Origin of the sequence: Marinobacterium zhoushanense (genome assembly GCF_014641945.1) — a bacterium.
Lineage (GTDB): Bacteria > Pseudomonadota > Gammaproteobacteria > Pseudomonadales > Balneatricaceae > Marinobacterium_D > Marinobacterium_D zhoushanense.
Genome location: NZ_BMIJ01000009.1, coordinates 119,204 through 134,250 on the forward strand (window position 1 = coordinate 119,204; position 15,047 = coordinate 134,250).

Sequence of the window (15,047 nt, forward strand, 5' to 3'; positions counted from 1 at the left end):
GGTGCAAATCAACAACACTAATGCGTGAAAATCGCGTGACAGGGTGGCGAAAAACCACTCATTTCGATTTTTGCGATGTGTGGAATTCCGCCGATTTGCCATTGTTGTTGAATCGCTGAATTTGAGCGTATGTTAATAGGTGAATTTTAATTAACTGATTACAAAGATTTTTTTCACTATTTTTTGTGGACTTGCACGTGTTGGTATCAATTCTGCTTATCTCCGGTTGCCCACGGGTCGAAAACAGACCCGAACGATAACGAATAGACCTTACGATAACTTTAAGAATGCAACACAGGAGAAGTCCCATGCGTCTACTGACCGCTGCTATCGCAACCGTCGCGCTGACCTTCGGTGCCCAGGCCGTCACCGCTGCCCCAGTCGAAATCAAGTTTTCCCACGTAGTGGCCGAGAGTACCCCGAAAGGCAAGATGGCGATTCGCTTCAAGGAGCTCGTCGAGCAGCGCCTGGGCGACAAGGTCACCGTATCCGTGTTCCCGAACTCTCAGCTGTTCGGTGACGACAAGGTATTGGAAGCGATGCTGCTCGGCGACGTGCAGATGGCTGCGCCCTCTCTGTCCAAATTCCAGAAATACACTCCGGCGCTGCAGATCTTCGACCTGCCGTTCCTGTTCAACGATATGGGTGCGGTAGACCGCTTCCAGCAGAGCGAAACCGGCCAGGAGCTGCTGAACTCCCTGCGTAAGAAAGGCTATGTTGGCCTGGGCTACCTGCACAACGGCATGAAGCAGCTGTCTGCCAACTCACCGTTGCGCGTACCGGCCGATGCCGAGGGTAAGAAGTTCCGTATCCAGACCTCCGACGTGCTGGCCGCCCAGTTCGAGGCTGTCGGTGGTGTGCCGCTGAAGAAGCCGTTCTCTGAAGTGTTCACGCTGATGCAGACCAAGGCGATCGATGGCTCCGAGAACCCCTGGACCAACATCTACTCGAAGAAATTCCACGAAGTGCAGTCCTACATCACCGAAACCGACCACGGTGTGCTGGACTACATGGTGGTGACCTCTGCCGAGTTCTGGAACGGTCTGGACGACGACCTGCGCGCCGAAGTGAAGAAGGCTCTGGATGAAGCGATCGCTTACGGTAACGAAGAAGCTGCCAAGCTGGCCGCCGAAGATCGTCAGAAGATCATCGATTCCGGCCGTTCCGAAGTGCTGCAGATTACCGAAGCCGAGCGCGAGCTGTGGGTTGAGGCGATGAAGCCGGTGTGGAAACAGTTCTCCAGCGACATCGGTCAGGACCTGATCAACGAAGCCCTCAAGGCCAACGCCAAGTAATCGCCGACCGGCGCTTATCCAGAAGGGGGCGCGCTGACGCCCCCTTTCATCACCAGTGGGCAGGTGTGACCACACACTGGATGTACAGGAAAGGCCGGGGTCTCCCCTGTGCGTCTGACGCACGCCCAAGTCGGATAGAGGTTTCATCATGGCTCTACGTAATCTGGTCTCGCAGCTCGAGGAAGCGATTTTGTCGCTCCTGCTGGTCGGTATGACCTTTCTCGTATTCGCCGAAGTGGTTGCCCGCTTTGGTTTTAACGCCGGGATTCACTGGGCACAGGAAGCCACGCTGCTGATGGCGGGGTGGTTCGTCCTGTTCGGTGCCTCCTATGGCGTCAAGGTGGGCGCCCACATCGGTGTCGATGTGTTTGTCCGCATGTTGCCGGCGAAAATTCACCGCGCAGTGACGCTGCTGGGCGTTGCGCTCTGCATCGGCTACTGCATGCTGTTCCTGGCCGGCTCCTGGGTGTACATCACGAAGATGAAGATGATCGGGATCGAGATGGAAGATATCCCGATGCCGAAATGGGTCTCCAGCACCATCCTGCTGATCGGTTTCGGCTTGCTGGTCATTCGTTTTCTGCAACTGGGCTGGAAGGTGTTCAAGGGAGAGGCGGAAGGCTTCCATTTCGCCGATGAGGCGGAGGAGAGCATGGAGATCGCTCGCGAACTGAAAGCGGCGGAAGAGAAGGAGGCACGCTCATGACCACTGCGATGTTGTTTATCCTGCTATTCGGCTGCATGCTGATGGGCATGCCGATCGCGATCGCTCTGGGGCTGTCCAGCGTGACCACGATCCTGCTGTTTTCGAATGACTCGCTGGCGTCGATTGCACTTAAGCTGTTCGAGGCCACCACCTCGCACTACACGCTGTTGGCGATCCCGTTCTTTATCCTGTCATCGGCCTTTCTCTCCACCGGTGGTGTGGCCAAGCGTCTGATCAACTTCGCCGTGGATGCGATCGGTCATGTCCGTGGCGGCCTGGCGATGGCATCGGTAATGGCCTGTATGCTGTTCGCGGCGGTCTCCGGTTCCTCGCCGGCGACAGTAGCGGCGATCGGCTCCATCGTCATCGCCGGCATGGTGCGTTCCGGCTATCCGGAAGCGTTCGGCGCCGGTGTTATCGCCAACGCCGGTACCCTGGGTATCCTGATCCCGCCGTCGATCGTCATGCTGGTCTACTCGGCGGCGACCGAGGTCTCGGCATCGCGCATGTTCATGGCCGGTTTCATCCCGGGCATCATGATGGGCCTGCTGCTGATGATCGCGATCTACATCGCGGCGCGGATCATGAAACTGCCGGCACAACCCTTCCCGGGTTTCGGTCAGTTGGCGCGTTCGGGTCTGATCGCGCTCGGCGGACTGATGCTGATCATCATCGTGCTGGGCTCCATCTACGGCGGTATCGCTTCGCCGACCGAAGCCGCGTCGGTGGCAGCGATCTATGCCTACCTGATTGCAGTGATGGGTTACCGCGATATCGGCCCGCTGAAGGGCGTGGCCTGGCGTAAGGACAGCGAAGGTATGGGCAGCGCGGTGGTGCGCAACGGCGCGCAGATGCTGCTCGCCTTCCCGCGTTCGGCCTGGCACCCGGAGGTGCGTAAGGTACTGGTCGATGCGGCCAAGGTATCGATGATGCTGCTGTTCATCATCGCCAACGCGATGCTGTTCGCCCATGTGCTGACCACCGAACGTATCCCGCACCAGATCGCCGAGGTGATCGTGCAATGGGGGCTGCCGGCCTGGGGTTTCCTGATCGTGGTCAACATCCTGCTGCTGATCGCGGGTAACTTCATGGAGCCGTCGGCGATCCTGCTGATCATGGCGCCGATCCTGTTCCCGATCGCCATGCAGCTCGGGATCGACCCGATCCATCTTGGCATCATCATGGTGGTGAACATGGAGATCGGCATGCTGACGCCGCCGGTGGGGCTGAACCTGTTCGTCACCGCCGGTATTACCGGACGCGACATGATCTGGGTGATCAAGGCCTGCCTGCCCTGGCTCGGCCTGCTGCTGTTCTTCCTGATCCTGATCACCTACATACCGCAGATATCCCTGTTCCTGCCCGAGTATATCGACCAGCTGCGGGGCTACTGATTCGCAACAGGAGATCCGGGCCAGAGCGAAGGGACTCGCTTTGGTCGCTGCACGCGAGTCTGTCGAAACCGCCTTCCCGCAGGGAAGGCGGTTTTTTATTTTGGGTGTGCAGGGATCCAGAATGGCGGTTGGGCTAAAGGTTGGGGCAATACCGTACTCCGCGAGTCGGATACCGGACATCCGGCTGTAGCGGTATAATGGCCGCGTGTCATGGGTATGCCATTTGGAGTGGAGTGAATGTTGGGGGCTGTTGCGGCTATCTGGGGTTTTGTCGGTGTCTGTCTGTTGTTCGGCAGCGCCATCTATCGGCTCGGGGCGATGGCGCTGGATCTATCCGTACAGGGGTTCAGCTGGTATCACTGGGTGGCGCTGGCGTTCAGTATCCTGTTCATGGGCTTTGCCGAGGGCTATCGAGGATTTCAGCAGAACTTCTCGCCGCGGGTCGCGGCGCGTATCCGTTATCTCTCCCGCAATGCTACGCCGATGCGGATGATACTGGCGCCTATCTTCTGCATGGGCTTTTTCCACGCTCAGCGCCGGCGCCAGATCGTCAGTTTCTGCCTCACCGGCGGCATCATCGTACTGGTGCTGCTGGTGCGCCATCTTGACCAGCCCTGGCGCGGCATTGTCGATGTCGGTGTGGTGTTGGGCCTGACCTGGGGCATTATTTCGCTAGCGGCCTTCACCCTGCAGGCGTTCACCAATCCCCGTTTCAACTATTCTCCGGAAACCCCCTGATCGAAGTCCCCAGCAACGGGGCAAAAAGTCCCCGGCCCGCTGCTGCAGGCTGGGGATAAGGCAAGCAGCGACCTGGATCAGGCAAAGGCGAAGCCCAGGATCAGGAATGCGACGAAGGTGATCGCTGCGCCCAGCACCGCATAAGGGATCTGGGTCCAGGCGTGCTGCATCGAGGTACAGCCTGAGCCCTGGGCAGAGAGCACCGTTGAGTCGCTGAAGAAGCAGGCGTGGCTGCCAAAGGCGGAGGCGGAGAGCAGTGCACCCACGGTCAGCGGCATCGACATGTCCAGCGCCTGTGCCATCGGGATCACAATCGGCAGCGAGACCACGAATACCCCCCAGCTGGAACCGGTGGCAAATACCACCGCCGCCATCACCGCGAATACCAGGGCCGGCAACAGCTCCCTGGACAGGTAGGGGGTCAGGGCGTCGATGATATACGGCGTCATGCCCAACTGGTCGTTCACATCCTTCAGCATGAATCCGGCGCAGACCACGGCGATCGGGTGCAGCATCACCTTGAAGCCGTCCAGCATGGAGTCGACCAGCTGGCCGAAGCTGAGCAGGCTCTGCCAGTAGTACAGCACCATGGTGAACAATGATGCGGTCAGTGCGCCCAGCAGCAGGTCGATCTCGTAGTAGACGCTGGCGCCCACCAGCACAGCCATCGGCAGCAGGAAGTTGATCAGGCCCACGATGGGCGAGACCCGCTTGATCCCGGAGGTGTCGAAGCCATCCATGACGACGCCCGGCGGAATCGTTTCGCCCTGCTGGGCACGCCGCTCCGCCTGTTTCATCGCCCCCAGGTTGCCCAGCACGCCACCGGCGACCAGGAATACCACCAGTAATGCGATCCAGCCGTAGGCCATAAACGGGATAGCGTCGATATAGAGCGACATTCCGTCCCCTGCAGCGGTGGCGCCGTTCTCCTCCAGCAGGGCGGCAAAGTAGACTGCCCAGGTGGAGATCGGTACCAGAATGCAGACCGGGGCGGCGGTGGAGTCGACCAGGTATGCCAGTTTTTCGCGGGAGATTTTATACTTGTCGGTCAGCGTCTTCATCGACGCCGATACCGCCAGTGAGTTGAGATAGTCGTCAATAAACACCAGGATACCGAGCGCGCAGGTGGTCAGCATGGTGCCGCGCTTGGTCTTGATACGACGGGCCAGAATCTCGCCGAAACTGACCACGCTGCCACCACGCTCCAGAATGTTGATCAGTCCGCCCATCATGCCGCAGACCAGTACGATCCAGGCGATGGTTTCATTCATCACCACGCTCATCGACAGATCGCCCAGTCCGGTAACGACCTCGACCGGGTTCTGCAGCATCAAACCGGCAATGACGCCGGCGAAGATAGCTTCCAGTGAGCGGCGGGTCACGATCGCGACACAGAGGGTCAGTACCGCCGGCAACAGACTGAAGAGCCCGTAGCCGCCGTCCCCGGAATGCAGCGAGCCAAGGTAGGCAAAACCGGCCATGATCGCGCTGTAGAACAGGATCGCCTTCGAGCGGCGGGACAGGTCCGGCTGACGCTGCGGTGCCAGCGCCTCAGCGGTAAGGGTGGGGTTGGTATTCATAGAGATGACCTGTTGTTCTAATTTATAGTTTTACGCCAACCGCAGTCCGCAGCCCCTCGGGTGAGGCTGCGGGCCTGCTGGCTGTATCAGATACCGAGTTTGTCCCGCAGGTTGTAGTAGGCGGCACCGATCGCGGTGTAGGGAACCCGCAGCATCCGGCCACCGGGGAAGGGATACTGGGGCAGGGCGGCGAAGATGTCATAGCGCTCGGCCTGGCCCTGGATCGCATCCGATAACACCTTGCCGGCCAGATGCGAGCAGGTGACGCCGTGGCCGCTGTAGCCCTGTGCGTAATAGATATTAGCCCGAGCGCCCACCCGGCCCAGCTGCGGCAGACGCATCAGGGTAAGCAGAAAATTGCCGGTCCAGGCAAAATCGATCTTGACGTCTTTCAGCTGCGGGAAGGTTTTCAGCATCTTCGGCAGGATCAGCGATTCGATCTTGCCCGGTTCGCGGGCGCCGTAGGTGACGCCACCGCCGTAGATCAGGCGGCCGTCACCGGACAGGCGGAAGTAGTCGAGCAGATAGTTGCAGTCCTCGACGCATTGATCCTGCGGCAGCAGTTCCCGCTGCTGCGCCTGGCTCAAGGGTTCGGTGGTGATCACCTGGGTACCGCAGGGCATCGCCCTGGCCTGAAGTTTGGGCACCAGGTCGCCGAGATAGGCGTTACCGGCCACGACCAGGAAGTTGGCTGTCACACAGCCCTTCGGCGTATGCACCCTGACCCTGTCGCCCTCTACCACTTTGACCGCGGGGGAACCTTCATAGATGACGCCGCCGAGAGACTCGACCGCCTGGGCTTCGCCAAGGACCAGATTCAGCGGGTGGAAGTGACCGCCGGATCTGTCCAGCAGGGCACCCTTGTAGCGTTTGGTGCCGATATAGCGCTGAGTATCGGCGGCACTGAGCAGCTCGAGATCCCGATGGCCATGGGCCTGCCACAGCGCCTGCTTCTCCCGCAGCTCGTCAAACTGCTTGTTGTTGCAGGCGGCGAAGATGCCGCCATCCTTAAGATCGCACTGGATGTTGTAGTCCTTGACCAGGCGGCGGATGATGCGGCCGCCTTCAAACGCCATGGCACCCATCGCCTTGCCCGTGGCCTGTCCGTAGTGGCGCTCGATAAAGTCGATATCGCGGCTGTAGCTGTGCACGATCTGGCCGCCGTTGCGTCCCGAGGCGCCAAAGCCGATGCGGGTCGCTTCGAGCACGACAACCTTGAAACCCTGCTCGGCCAGATGCAAAGCCGTGGAGAGCCCGGTAAAGCCTGCGCCGATGATGCAGACATCGGCCTCGACCTGATCCTTCAGTGGTGGGCGAATACGTTTATCGTTGGCGGACGCCGCGTAGTACGAAGTGGTATGTGAAAGTTCGGACATGATCTTTTGGTAACCTCACCTACCGGCCCTCGGTCCGGAGATTGATGGAGTGCGCAACCGTCGGCGACGATTGCCCTTGCTCGCACACAATAGGTTTCAGACGGATGGTCTCGATATACCCTTCAGGGGATATTTTTCGAGCGCGCGTGGGCGCGTAGGTAGGAAGAGGTCCCCCGAAGCGCCGTTTACGGTGCTTCGGGGGAGGGCGGACTTTTAGCCCAGGAACAGCTTGTATGCGGTGTTGTCGGTCTCTTCGAAGTAGGTGTAGCCGATCTCCTCGAGGAACTGCCCGACTTGGTCGTGCTCGTCGCCTGGCACTTGCAGGCCGACCAGTACCCGGCCGTAGGCCGCGCCGTGGTTACGGTAATGGAACATGGAGATGTTCCAGCGCCCGCCCAGCTTGTTGAGGAACTTCATCAGTGCACCGGGGCGCTCGGGGAACTCGAAGCGGTAGACCACTTCGTTATCCACATTTGCCGGCGCATGACCGCCGACCATGTAGCGCACGTGCAGCTTGGCGGTTTCGTTATCGGTCAGATCAACCACATCCTCGATGTGCTCGCCCATCTCCGCCATCAGCTCTTCGCGACCGCCATTGTTGGGCAGGATCTGCACCCCGGCGAACACTATCGCCTGCTGGTCGTTGGCGTAGCGGTAGTTGAACTCAGTGATATTGCGTTTGCCCAAGGCCGCGCAGAACTTCTTGAAGCTACCGGGGCGCTCCGGTATACGGGCGGCGATGATCGCTTCGCGCTGCTCACCCAGCTCCGAGCGCTCGGCGATATGGCGCAGGCGGTCGAAGTTGACGTTGGCGCCGGAGTCGATGGCGATCAGGGTCTGCCCTGAGACCTGTTCGCGGGCGACATATTTTTTCATGCCGGCCACACCCAGAGCGCCCGCGGGCTCGCAGACAGAACGGGTATCGTCGAAGATATCCTTTATTGCGGCGCAGATCTCATCGGTGGATACGGTGATCACCTCATCCACGTAGTCCTTGGCCACCTCCCAGGTGTATTCGCCGATCTGTGCCACGGCGACACCGTCGGCGAAGATGCCGACCTGATCCAGCTTGTCGCGGAACCCCTTCTCCATCGCCAGTGCCAGGCAGGCGGATTCGTTGGACTCAACGCCGATCACCTTGGTTTCCGGGCGCAGGTATTTGACATAGGAGGCGATGCCGGCGATCAGACCGCCGCCGCCGACCGGTACGAAAATGGCGTCGATCGGGCCGCTCTCCTGGCGCAGGATCTCCATGGCGATGGTACCCTGGCCGGCGATTACGTCCGGGTCATCGTAGGGATGGATGTAGACTAGTCCCTTTTCCGCCATCAGTTTTTCGGAGTGAGCGCGAGCCTCGTCGAATGTATCGCCGTGCAGCACTGCCCTGCCACCGAGACGGCGGACGTTGGATACCTTGACGTCCGGCGTGGTCTTGGGCATGACGATGGTCGCCTTGATCCCCAGATGGCGAGCCGAGGCGGCCACGCCCTGGGCGTGGTTGCCCGCCGAGGCGGTAATCACCCCACGCGCTTTCTCCTCTTCATTCAGCTGCGACATCTTGTTGTAAGCGCCGCGAATCTTGAATGAGAACACCGGCTGCTCATCCTCCCGCTTGAGGAGAACGCGATTAGCTAGGCGTTCGGACAAGCCGCGTGCTTCCTCCATCGGCGTTTCAACGGCGATGTCGTAGACACGGGCTTCGAGGATTTTCTTGATGTAACGCTGCATAGGGCCCTTCTGGGTCTGTTGGTGGCGAACAAAAGCGCGATGCGCGCGGAAAAGATTGAAGAGAGAGATGGTATCGACTAGACCGCTTAGCGTCTATAAGGGCAGCGGCGTGTTGCGTATAATCCCAGCACCCGTGACCAATTCCAGATCAGGACAGGCGATGACCCAGGACGAGATGAAACAGGCCGTGGCAGAAGCGGCCGTCGAGCGAATCCGCCCCTTGCTGCAATCCGACACCGTCGTCGGTGTCGGCACCGGCTCCACAGCGAACTTGTTTATCGATGCCTTGGCGGGCGTCAAGCATCTGTTTGCGGCCGCCGTGGCAAGTTCCGAGACCACGGCCCAGCGACTGCGTGACCACGGCATCGATGTGGTCGATCTAAACAGCGTGGCCGAGATCGCGGTGTACGTTGATGGTGCCGACGAGTTCAATCCGCACCTGCACCTGATCAAGGGCGGCGGCGCTGCACTGACCCGCGAGAAGATCGTCGCCGCGGTAGCCAAGGAGTTCGTCTGCATCGTCGACAGTACGAAGCGGGTGGACCTGCTCGGTGAATTTCCGCTGCCGGTAGAGGTAATCCCGATGGCGCGCTCCTACGTGGCGCGTGAACTGGCCAAGCTGGGCGGTATGCCGATCTATCGCGAGGGGGTCGTCACCGACAACGGCAATGTGATCCTGGATGTCCACGATATGGAGATCCTCGACCCCAAGGCGCTGGAGCAGCAGATCAACAATATCGTCGGGGTGGTGACCAACGGACTGTTCGCCCGTCGCCCGGCCGATGTGGTGCTGATGGGAACTCCGGACGGAGTCGAAGTTCTGCGCGACGCCCACTGATCAGCAGTCGCCGGAGGTATCCGGTTGCTGTGGCGGTTGATAAAGAGAATCCAGATGCCGGGCAGTCGGACAAGGCTGCCCTTGCCACACCTGAGACCTGTCGGTCTCTGCACAGTGTGCTGCAGCCGTTACAGAAATGGCTGCGGCGGCCTGCGGGAAGGCGTTCGGGGGGAGGGATCAGGCCTCTACGTGCATAATACCTTAGGGTTTCGACGCTGAGGCCCTGGCGCTGAGCGAGTTTACCATTCCCGAGTCTTTTCAAGCATCTCAGTTGGGCAAACCGTTCGCGCTTTTACCACTGTACGACCTGGGTCAGTACCAGTGATACCGGCATGGTGACCCAAGCCAGCGCAACCAGGTTGATCAGAATCCAGCCGAAACCGCTACCATCGCGGAAGTTTTCATTGTGAGCCATCGAATGTTCACCCTTGATAAGAGATAAAGTTAAGCAAAATTTTATATGCTGTTGTTATTGTTGAATTTTCAAATGAACAGCATAGAGCGGGACGGAATTTTACCAGAGCTTCGGGGTTCTGAGTATCAACCTTCCGACGCAAGCATTAACGGAAACGCCCCAGGCTGGGGCTACACTGAGGGATGTGCCAAGCCTCTGGCATAGCGACTGGCAGGACGGGAGAGTGCGTAGTGACTAGATGGATGAAATGGAGTGCGGCTGTCTTGCTGCTGGTGGTACTGGTGCTGTTTACCACGCCCTACATCGTCCGTGACCAGCTGGTGATCTGGCTCCATAAGCAGGGCGTCGACGATGCGCGTCTGGACACCCTCGACGTCAACTACCTGAGCGGCCGTGTGCAGGTGCGTGGCTTGCGCGCTGTGCGCGAAGGCTACTACCCGTTGCAGTTGGATCGGCTGCAGCTGACGCTGGACTATGGCTCGCTGTTTCAGCGCCAGGTCAGAGTCACCAGCCTGGACCTGCAGGGATTGCGCGGAGGGGTCGCTGTGCGCGATAGCGAACAGTGGTTGGGGCCGATCAATCTCACCCAACTGGCCAGCGGGTCGACGCCGGAGGAGCCTGTCGTCGACGATGGCGAGGCCAGTCGGTGGAGCTTCGGGCTGGATAACCTGCAGTTGAACGGCATCGACTGGCGCCTGGCGCTGGAGCAGCAGGAGCATCGCCTGGAGCTGGATAACCTCTGGCTCGGTGCGATCTACCTCTGGGAGCCGCAGATCGAGACCACGCTGAGCCTCAGTGGTCGTATCAACGGTGCGCCTTTTGCGCTCGACTCCACCTCCGTTCCTCTGCCGGCACAGAAGCATGGCAAGCTGAAGCTCAGCATCGACCAGCTGCAACTGAAACCTATTCTGGGCGATCTGGTGCCTCAGCTGGATGCGACGCTGAGCACCGATTTAAGCCTCAGCGCGCAGCTCGATGGGCCGCGGATCAGCCTGCTGCCCGAGGGTTCCATCTCCATTGGCGGACTGCTCTGGCGGGATGCCGAGTTGAACTTTTCTTCCGAGCGCATCGAATGGCAGGGGGCGGCGACCATCGGTCTCGATACGCTGCGCCCGGACAGTATCGAGATCAACGGCAAGTTGAACCTGCCTAAGGGCATCGCGCTTGGGCAGTCAGCGCAGGAGCTCAGGGTACAGCAGCTGGGCTGGCAAGGAGATCTAGTGCTGAGCATGCCCGAGCAATCCGCAATGACACTGGCGCTGGATGGGGCGCTGGGGACTGGCGGGCTGGATTTCATCCAGCAAGGCGAGCCGGGGCTGAACCTGAGCCTGGCGCAAGCCGACTGGCGCGGTAATACCCGGTTGAGCTTGGCCCAGGGTGAGCAAGCGGCTATCGACCTGTCCGGACAGAACGCACTGCGCCTGGACGTACTGGTACTGACCCAGGGTGACAACCTGGACCTGCAACTGGACAGGCTGGACCTTGATACGGCGTTGAGCAGCCAAGCGCTGCAGCGCTGGCAGCTGGAAAACACCCGGGTGGCGTTGGGACCGTTGACCCTGCGCCAGGGCGAGGCTTTGGAGCTGTCGCTATCCAGTCTGGAGGGTGAGCTGGGCGCCCGGTACGACCTGACATCCAGTCAGCTTGGACTGCAGGCACCCGGTATTACCGCAGGCGCTACGAATGTCCGCGTGGCGCAGAAACCGCTGGCCGCGCTCGAGTCGCTGAAACTGGCGCAACTGGAGCTGGCGCTGCCACTTAAGGTCGGGCTCTCCGGTGCACAGTTCCAGGGGCTGGAGCTGGCGCGTACCGAACGGGACGAACCGCTGTTGGCACTGGCCGGGTTGGGGGTGCAAAGGTTGATGCTGGATCAGCAGCAACTGCAGATCGATCGTGTCGACCTGAGCGGATTGGATGGCGTACTGACCCTGAACGAGCAGATGGTGCCGGTGGATATCCAGGCGCTGCAGCAGCAGCTCGAGGCTCTGGGCGGGGCGAGTGGCCAAGGCCAGCCGGCAGCGGAGGATCCAGCCACTGCAGCCGAACAGGGCGAGGCGTTTCGAATCCGTATCGACGAGCTGGTGCTGGCCGGTGACAGCCAGTTGCGCTTCACCGACCGCTCTACCAAACCGGTGTTCAGCGCCCTGCTGGCGATCGACAGGGCGAATATCAACGCGATCGATACCGCAGGCGATGCGCAGAGCGAGTTTGCCCTGTCGGCTCAGGTTAACCGCTTCGCAAAACTGACAGCGGAGGGGGCGGTCAACCTGATCGGCTCGCCACGCAGCGGGCACTGGAGTGCGCAGCTCGTGGGGATGGACCTGCCCAGTCTGAGCCCTTACAGCATCAAGTACACCGGTTACTTCCTCAAGAACGGCCAGCTCAACCTGAAACTTGACGGTGCGCTGGAGCAGGATCAGCTGGACGGCAGTAACCATATCCGACTCAACCGCCTCGAGGTCGATCCGGTGGATCAGGCGCAGGTGGGCAAGTTTCAGCAACAGATCTCGATGCCCCTGGGTACTGCGGTTGCGGTGTTGCAGGATGACGATGACAATATTGACCTCGATGTGCCGGTCAGCGGCTCGCTGGACGACCCGGAGTTCGACTATCAAAGCATCATCAAACGTATCGCCGGCAAAGGGGTGAAACAGGGAGTGATGAGCTATCTGCTACAAGCGATGCAGCCGTATGGAGCGCTTATCTCGCTGGCCCAGAGCGCGATCGAGGCGAGCCAGACCGGCGCTTTCATCCGGCTCGAACCGGTGCTGTTCGAGCCCGGTAGCGAGATGCCCAAAGGGGATGTGGATGGTTACCTGGCCAAACTGACCGAGCTGATGAACGCGCGAGATGGGTTGAGGTTGAACCTCTGCGGCATTAGCGTGGCTGAGGACCGCAGCGTGTTGGACAAGGCACTGGCCGAAGAAAACGCGAAACGCGATAAACCCTTGGAAGCAGAGGTGCTGGCGGCAGAGCTCGACAGCCGCTTGCAACAGCTGGCCAACGCCCGCGCGGAGTTGCTCAAGCAGCGGCTGCAAGACGATGTGTCGGCCGATCGCCTGTTCCTCTGTTACGCACAGGTCGATAAGGAGGGCTTGCCGCGAGTGGAGCCGGCGCTCTAGCCGTCCGTTACCGACTCAAATATCGATTCGCGAGGATCAGAAGGAGGCGACCTGGTTTCTGCCACGAGACTTTGCGCGATACAGATTTTGGTCGGCCCGGTTGAACAGCGCGGCGAAGTCATCGCCGGGTTCCGCCTCGGCGACGCCGAAACTGCAGGAGAGTTTGAGCCCTTGCTTAAGCTTGATCTGCAGCACCTCGGCGCGCAGATGCTCCGCCTTTTGCAAGGCGCCTTGCAAAGAGGTTGCCGGTAGCAGGATAACAAACTCATCGCCGCCGTAACGTCCAAGTGTATCGGTCGCGCGCAGGCTGCCGCGCACGGTATCGCAAACGGTAATCAGAGCCTTGTCGCCAATTACGTGGCCGAAACGGTCATTGACCGCCTTGAAATCGTCGACATCGAGCACGATCAGCGAAAAAGACTGCTTGTCCCGCGCGCAACGCTGTAACTCGATCCTGGACTGGCTGAGTAAAAAGTGACGGGAGGCCGCACCTGTCAGGCCATCCACCAGCACCCTTTTTCGTAACTGTTGATTGTCCGCGATCAGTGTCGGCACCGACAGGCCAAAGAAAGCACTGGCGGCAATTACGGTGATGGCGAACTGATACACCATGACGTAGTCCATCAAGCCAAACAGGTTGACACCCAGGGCAATAAGAAAGCTCCCGAGCGCGACACTGATCACGGTCCGGACCGGGCTTTCGGTATAGGTAATCCACATCTGCGGAATGATCAGGAAGAAGACCGCGAAGGCGGCTTCCTGGGTGCGGACAGCAGCTGCCAGCGCCAGGGTCGCAAGCAGTAATACCGCGCTTAACGCCAATTTATAGACGAAGCGCTTGGACGCCTGCTCGTGGGCAAAGCTGTGCAGGTTGCCGACCCAGAATTTGGGTGTCGGGTAGACCAGGGTCAACAGGCTGACAAAGAGTGGACCCATAACGAGTACGCCGGCCATGTCTCCGATCCAGAACGGGAACCAGGTGCTCGCCAGGTCGTCGGCGGGCATCATGTCGGTGAGTATCAGGCCTTGGAGGACGGCGAACACCGTCAGTAGTGAGGACAGCGCGGCGACCAGCAGAAAACTGATGATCAGGTGGTAGAGCTGGAGTTCCCGGTGATTGGCCAGGTAGCGTAATAGACGCGCGCCCAGATAGTAGGGCGTAATATGCGTCACGCCAAACACCAGCCCTGCAACCAGCAGCGGTCCGGGAGCCAGGTTGAGCTGATACTGATAGTTGGTCCAGATGGTGCTGATGACCGCGCAGAGCATAATGTGGGGGATGACCCGGCTGCCGATCACCAGCAGTCCGGCAAAGGTCATGCCCGCGGCGGGAAACCAGACGCTGGCGTGACTGGTGTACTCGACCAGCAGCCCCAGCGCCCAGACCGCCAGCCAAGCGCCGACAAAACCCAGAGACAATAACCAAGCACCGAGATCTAATCGATTCGCAGTCAGTCGCGTGCCCCCGGTATGAGAAGGCGTTGCCGGTTTCATATCATGGCGCATGTCGTATCTCGGCTGTCAGCCAGTCGTTCCCTAGAAAAACAGTTCACCGGTGTCACTGCCGCCGATTATGGCAGCTCCGTTTGCCGAGATCATCATTGGCCAGTTGATGATCTTCCTTGGATATTGCCACAACTCTGTCTTAGTCGGGATGTCGAGCAGATAAAAAATTGCCCGGACTTTCCTGTGTGCTGCCGTTCGTATGTTCAGCGGACGGCTTGCAGTCCGTCTGTGGCCTGGCGGATCCAGATCGGTGCTCCAGCGATCGATGTCGTCATCTTCCATGCTCCTTGGCGTGAGCGGGCGCTGTTCCAGTTGTGATCATACGAGCGCCGCCATACCCTGTCATCCG

Annotated in this window: 13 protein-coding genes; 6 read left to right on the forward strand and 7 right to left on the reverse strand. The window is 59.9% G+C overall.

From position 1 onward, the window contains the following. Positions 1–308: 308 nt before the first annotated feature. From IEX40_RS20040 to IEX40_RS20055, 4 genes are all read left to right on the forward strand, one after another. Complete coding sequence (locus tag IEX40_RS20040) at positions 309–1,295, forward strand: TRAP transporter substrate-binding protein (protein WP_188751630.1); 987 nt, start codon at positions 309–311, stop codon at positions 1,293–1,295. A 148-nt stretch (positions 1,296–1,443) separates the two neighbouring features. Next, positions 1,444–2,001: a TRAP transporter small permease gene (locus IEX40_RS20045; protein WP_188751632.1), complete on the forward strand. Its 558-nt coding sequence runs from the start codon at positions 1,444–1,446 to the stop codon at positions 1,999–2,001. Next, a complete protein-coding gene (locus IEX40_RS20050) occupies positions 1,998–3,395 on the forward strand; it encodes a TRAP transporter large permease (RefSeq protein ID WP_188751634.1) in 1,398 nt (465 codons plus the stop codon). Before IEX40_RS20045 ends, IEX40_RS20050 begins: the two co-directional genes overlap by 4 nt. A gap of 237 nt (positions 3,396–3,632) precedes the next feature. Continuing rightward, positions 3,633–4,133, forward strand: a complete 501-nt coding sequence (locus tag IEX40_RS20055) for a hypothetical protein (RefSeq protein ID WP_188751636.1) — start codon at positions 3,633–3,635, stop codon at positions 4,131–4,133. Between the two features lie 77 nt (positions 4,134–4,210). On the opposite strand, the gene IEX40_RS20060 is transcribed toward IEX40_RS20055, so the two are convergent. The 3 genes from IEX40_RS20060 to ilvA form a co-directional block, all read right to left on the reverse strand. Then, complete coding sequence (locus tag IEX40_RS20060; RefSeq protein ID WP_188751637.1) at positions 4,211–5,713, reverse strand: Na+/H+ antiporter NhaC family protein; 1,503 nt, start codon at positions 5,711–5,713, stop codon at positions 4,211–4,213. 86 nt (positions 5,714–5,799) lie between these two features. Then, positions 5,800–7,089, reverse strand: a complete 1,290-nt coding sequence (locus tag IEX40_RS20065) for an NAD(P)/FAD-dependent oxidoreductase (RefSeq protein ID WP_188751639.1) — start codon at positions 7,087–7,089, stop codon at positions 5,800–5,802. Positions 7,090–7,302: 213 nt separating this feature from the next. Continuing rightward, on the reverse strand, positions 7,303–8,886 hold the full coding sequence (gene ilvA, locus IEX40_RS20070) for a threonine ammonia-lyase, biosynthetic (protein ID WP_268235826.1): 1,584 nt from the start codon (positions 8,884–8,886) through the stop codon (positions 7,303–7,305). A gap of 91 nt (positions 8,887–8,977) precedes the next feature. On the opposite strand from ilvA, the gene rpiA reads away from it, so the two are divergent. Next, positions 8,978–9,655, forward strand: coding sequence for a ribose-5-phosphate isomerase RpiA (gene rpiA / locus IEX40_RS20075; protein ID WP_188751643.1), 678 nt, complete (start codon positions 8,978–8,980; stop codon positions 9,653–9,655). Here the strand turns inward: rpiA and IEX40_RS22285 are convergent. Together IEX40_RS22285 and IEX40_RS22185 are read right to left on the reverse strand one after the other, a co-directional pair. Further along, on the reverse strand, positions 9,546–9,917 hold the full coding sequence (locus tag IEX40_RS22285; RefSeq protein ID WP_188751645.1) for a MerR family DNA-binding transcriptional regulator: 372 nt from the start codon (positions 9,915–9,917) through the stop codon (positions 9,546–9,548). The genes rpiA and IEX40_RS22285 overlap by 110 nt on opposite strands. A 30-nt stretch (positions 9,918–9,947) precedes the next feature. Further along, on the reverse strand, positions 9,948–10,070 hold the full coding sequence (locus tag IEX40_RS22185; protein WP_268235823.1) for a hypothetical protein: 123 nt from the start codon (positions 10,068–10,070) through the stop codon (positions 9,948–9,950). 230 nt (positions 10,071–10,300) lie between these two features. Here IEX40_RS22185 and IEX40_RS20085 point away from each other — a divergent pair, with 230 nt between their 5' ends. Next, on the forward strand, positions 10,301–13,192 hold the full coding sequence (locus IEX40_RS20085) for a DUF748 domain-containing protein (protein ID WP_188751648.1): 2,892 nt from the start codon (positions 10,301–10,303) through the stop codon (positions 13,190–13,192). Between the two features lie 36 nt (positions 13,193–13,228). Here IEX40_RS20085 and IEX40_RS20090 read toward each other — a convergent pair whose 3' ends face one another. Next, on the reverse strand, positions 13,229–14,611 hold the full coding sequence (locus IEX40_RS20090; protein ID WP_229680862.1) for a sensor domain-containing diguanylate cyclase: 1,383 nt from the start codon (positions 14,609–14,611) through the stop codon (positions 13,229–13,231). 117 nt (positions 14,612–14,728) lie between these two features. Beyond that, positions 14,729–14,980 carry a hypothetical protein gene (locus tag IEX40_RS20095; RefSeq protein WP_188751660.1) on the reverse strand — a complete coding sequence of 84 codons (252 nt, stop codon included), beginning with the start codon at positions 14,978–14,980 and terminating at the stop codon, positions 14,729–14,731. Between the last annotated feature and the right edge of the window lie 67 nt (positions 14,981–15,047).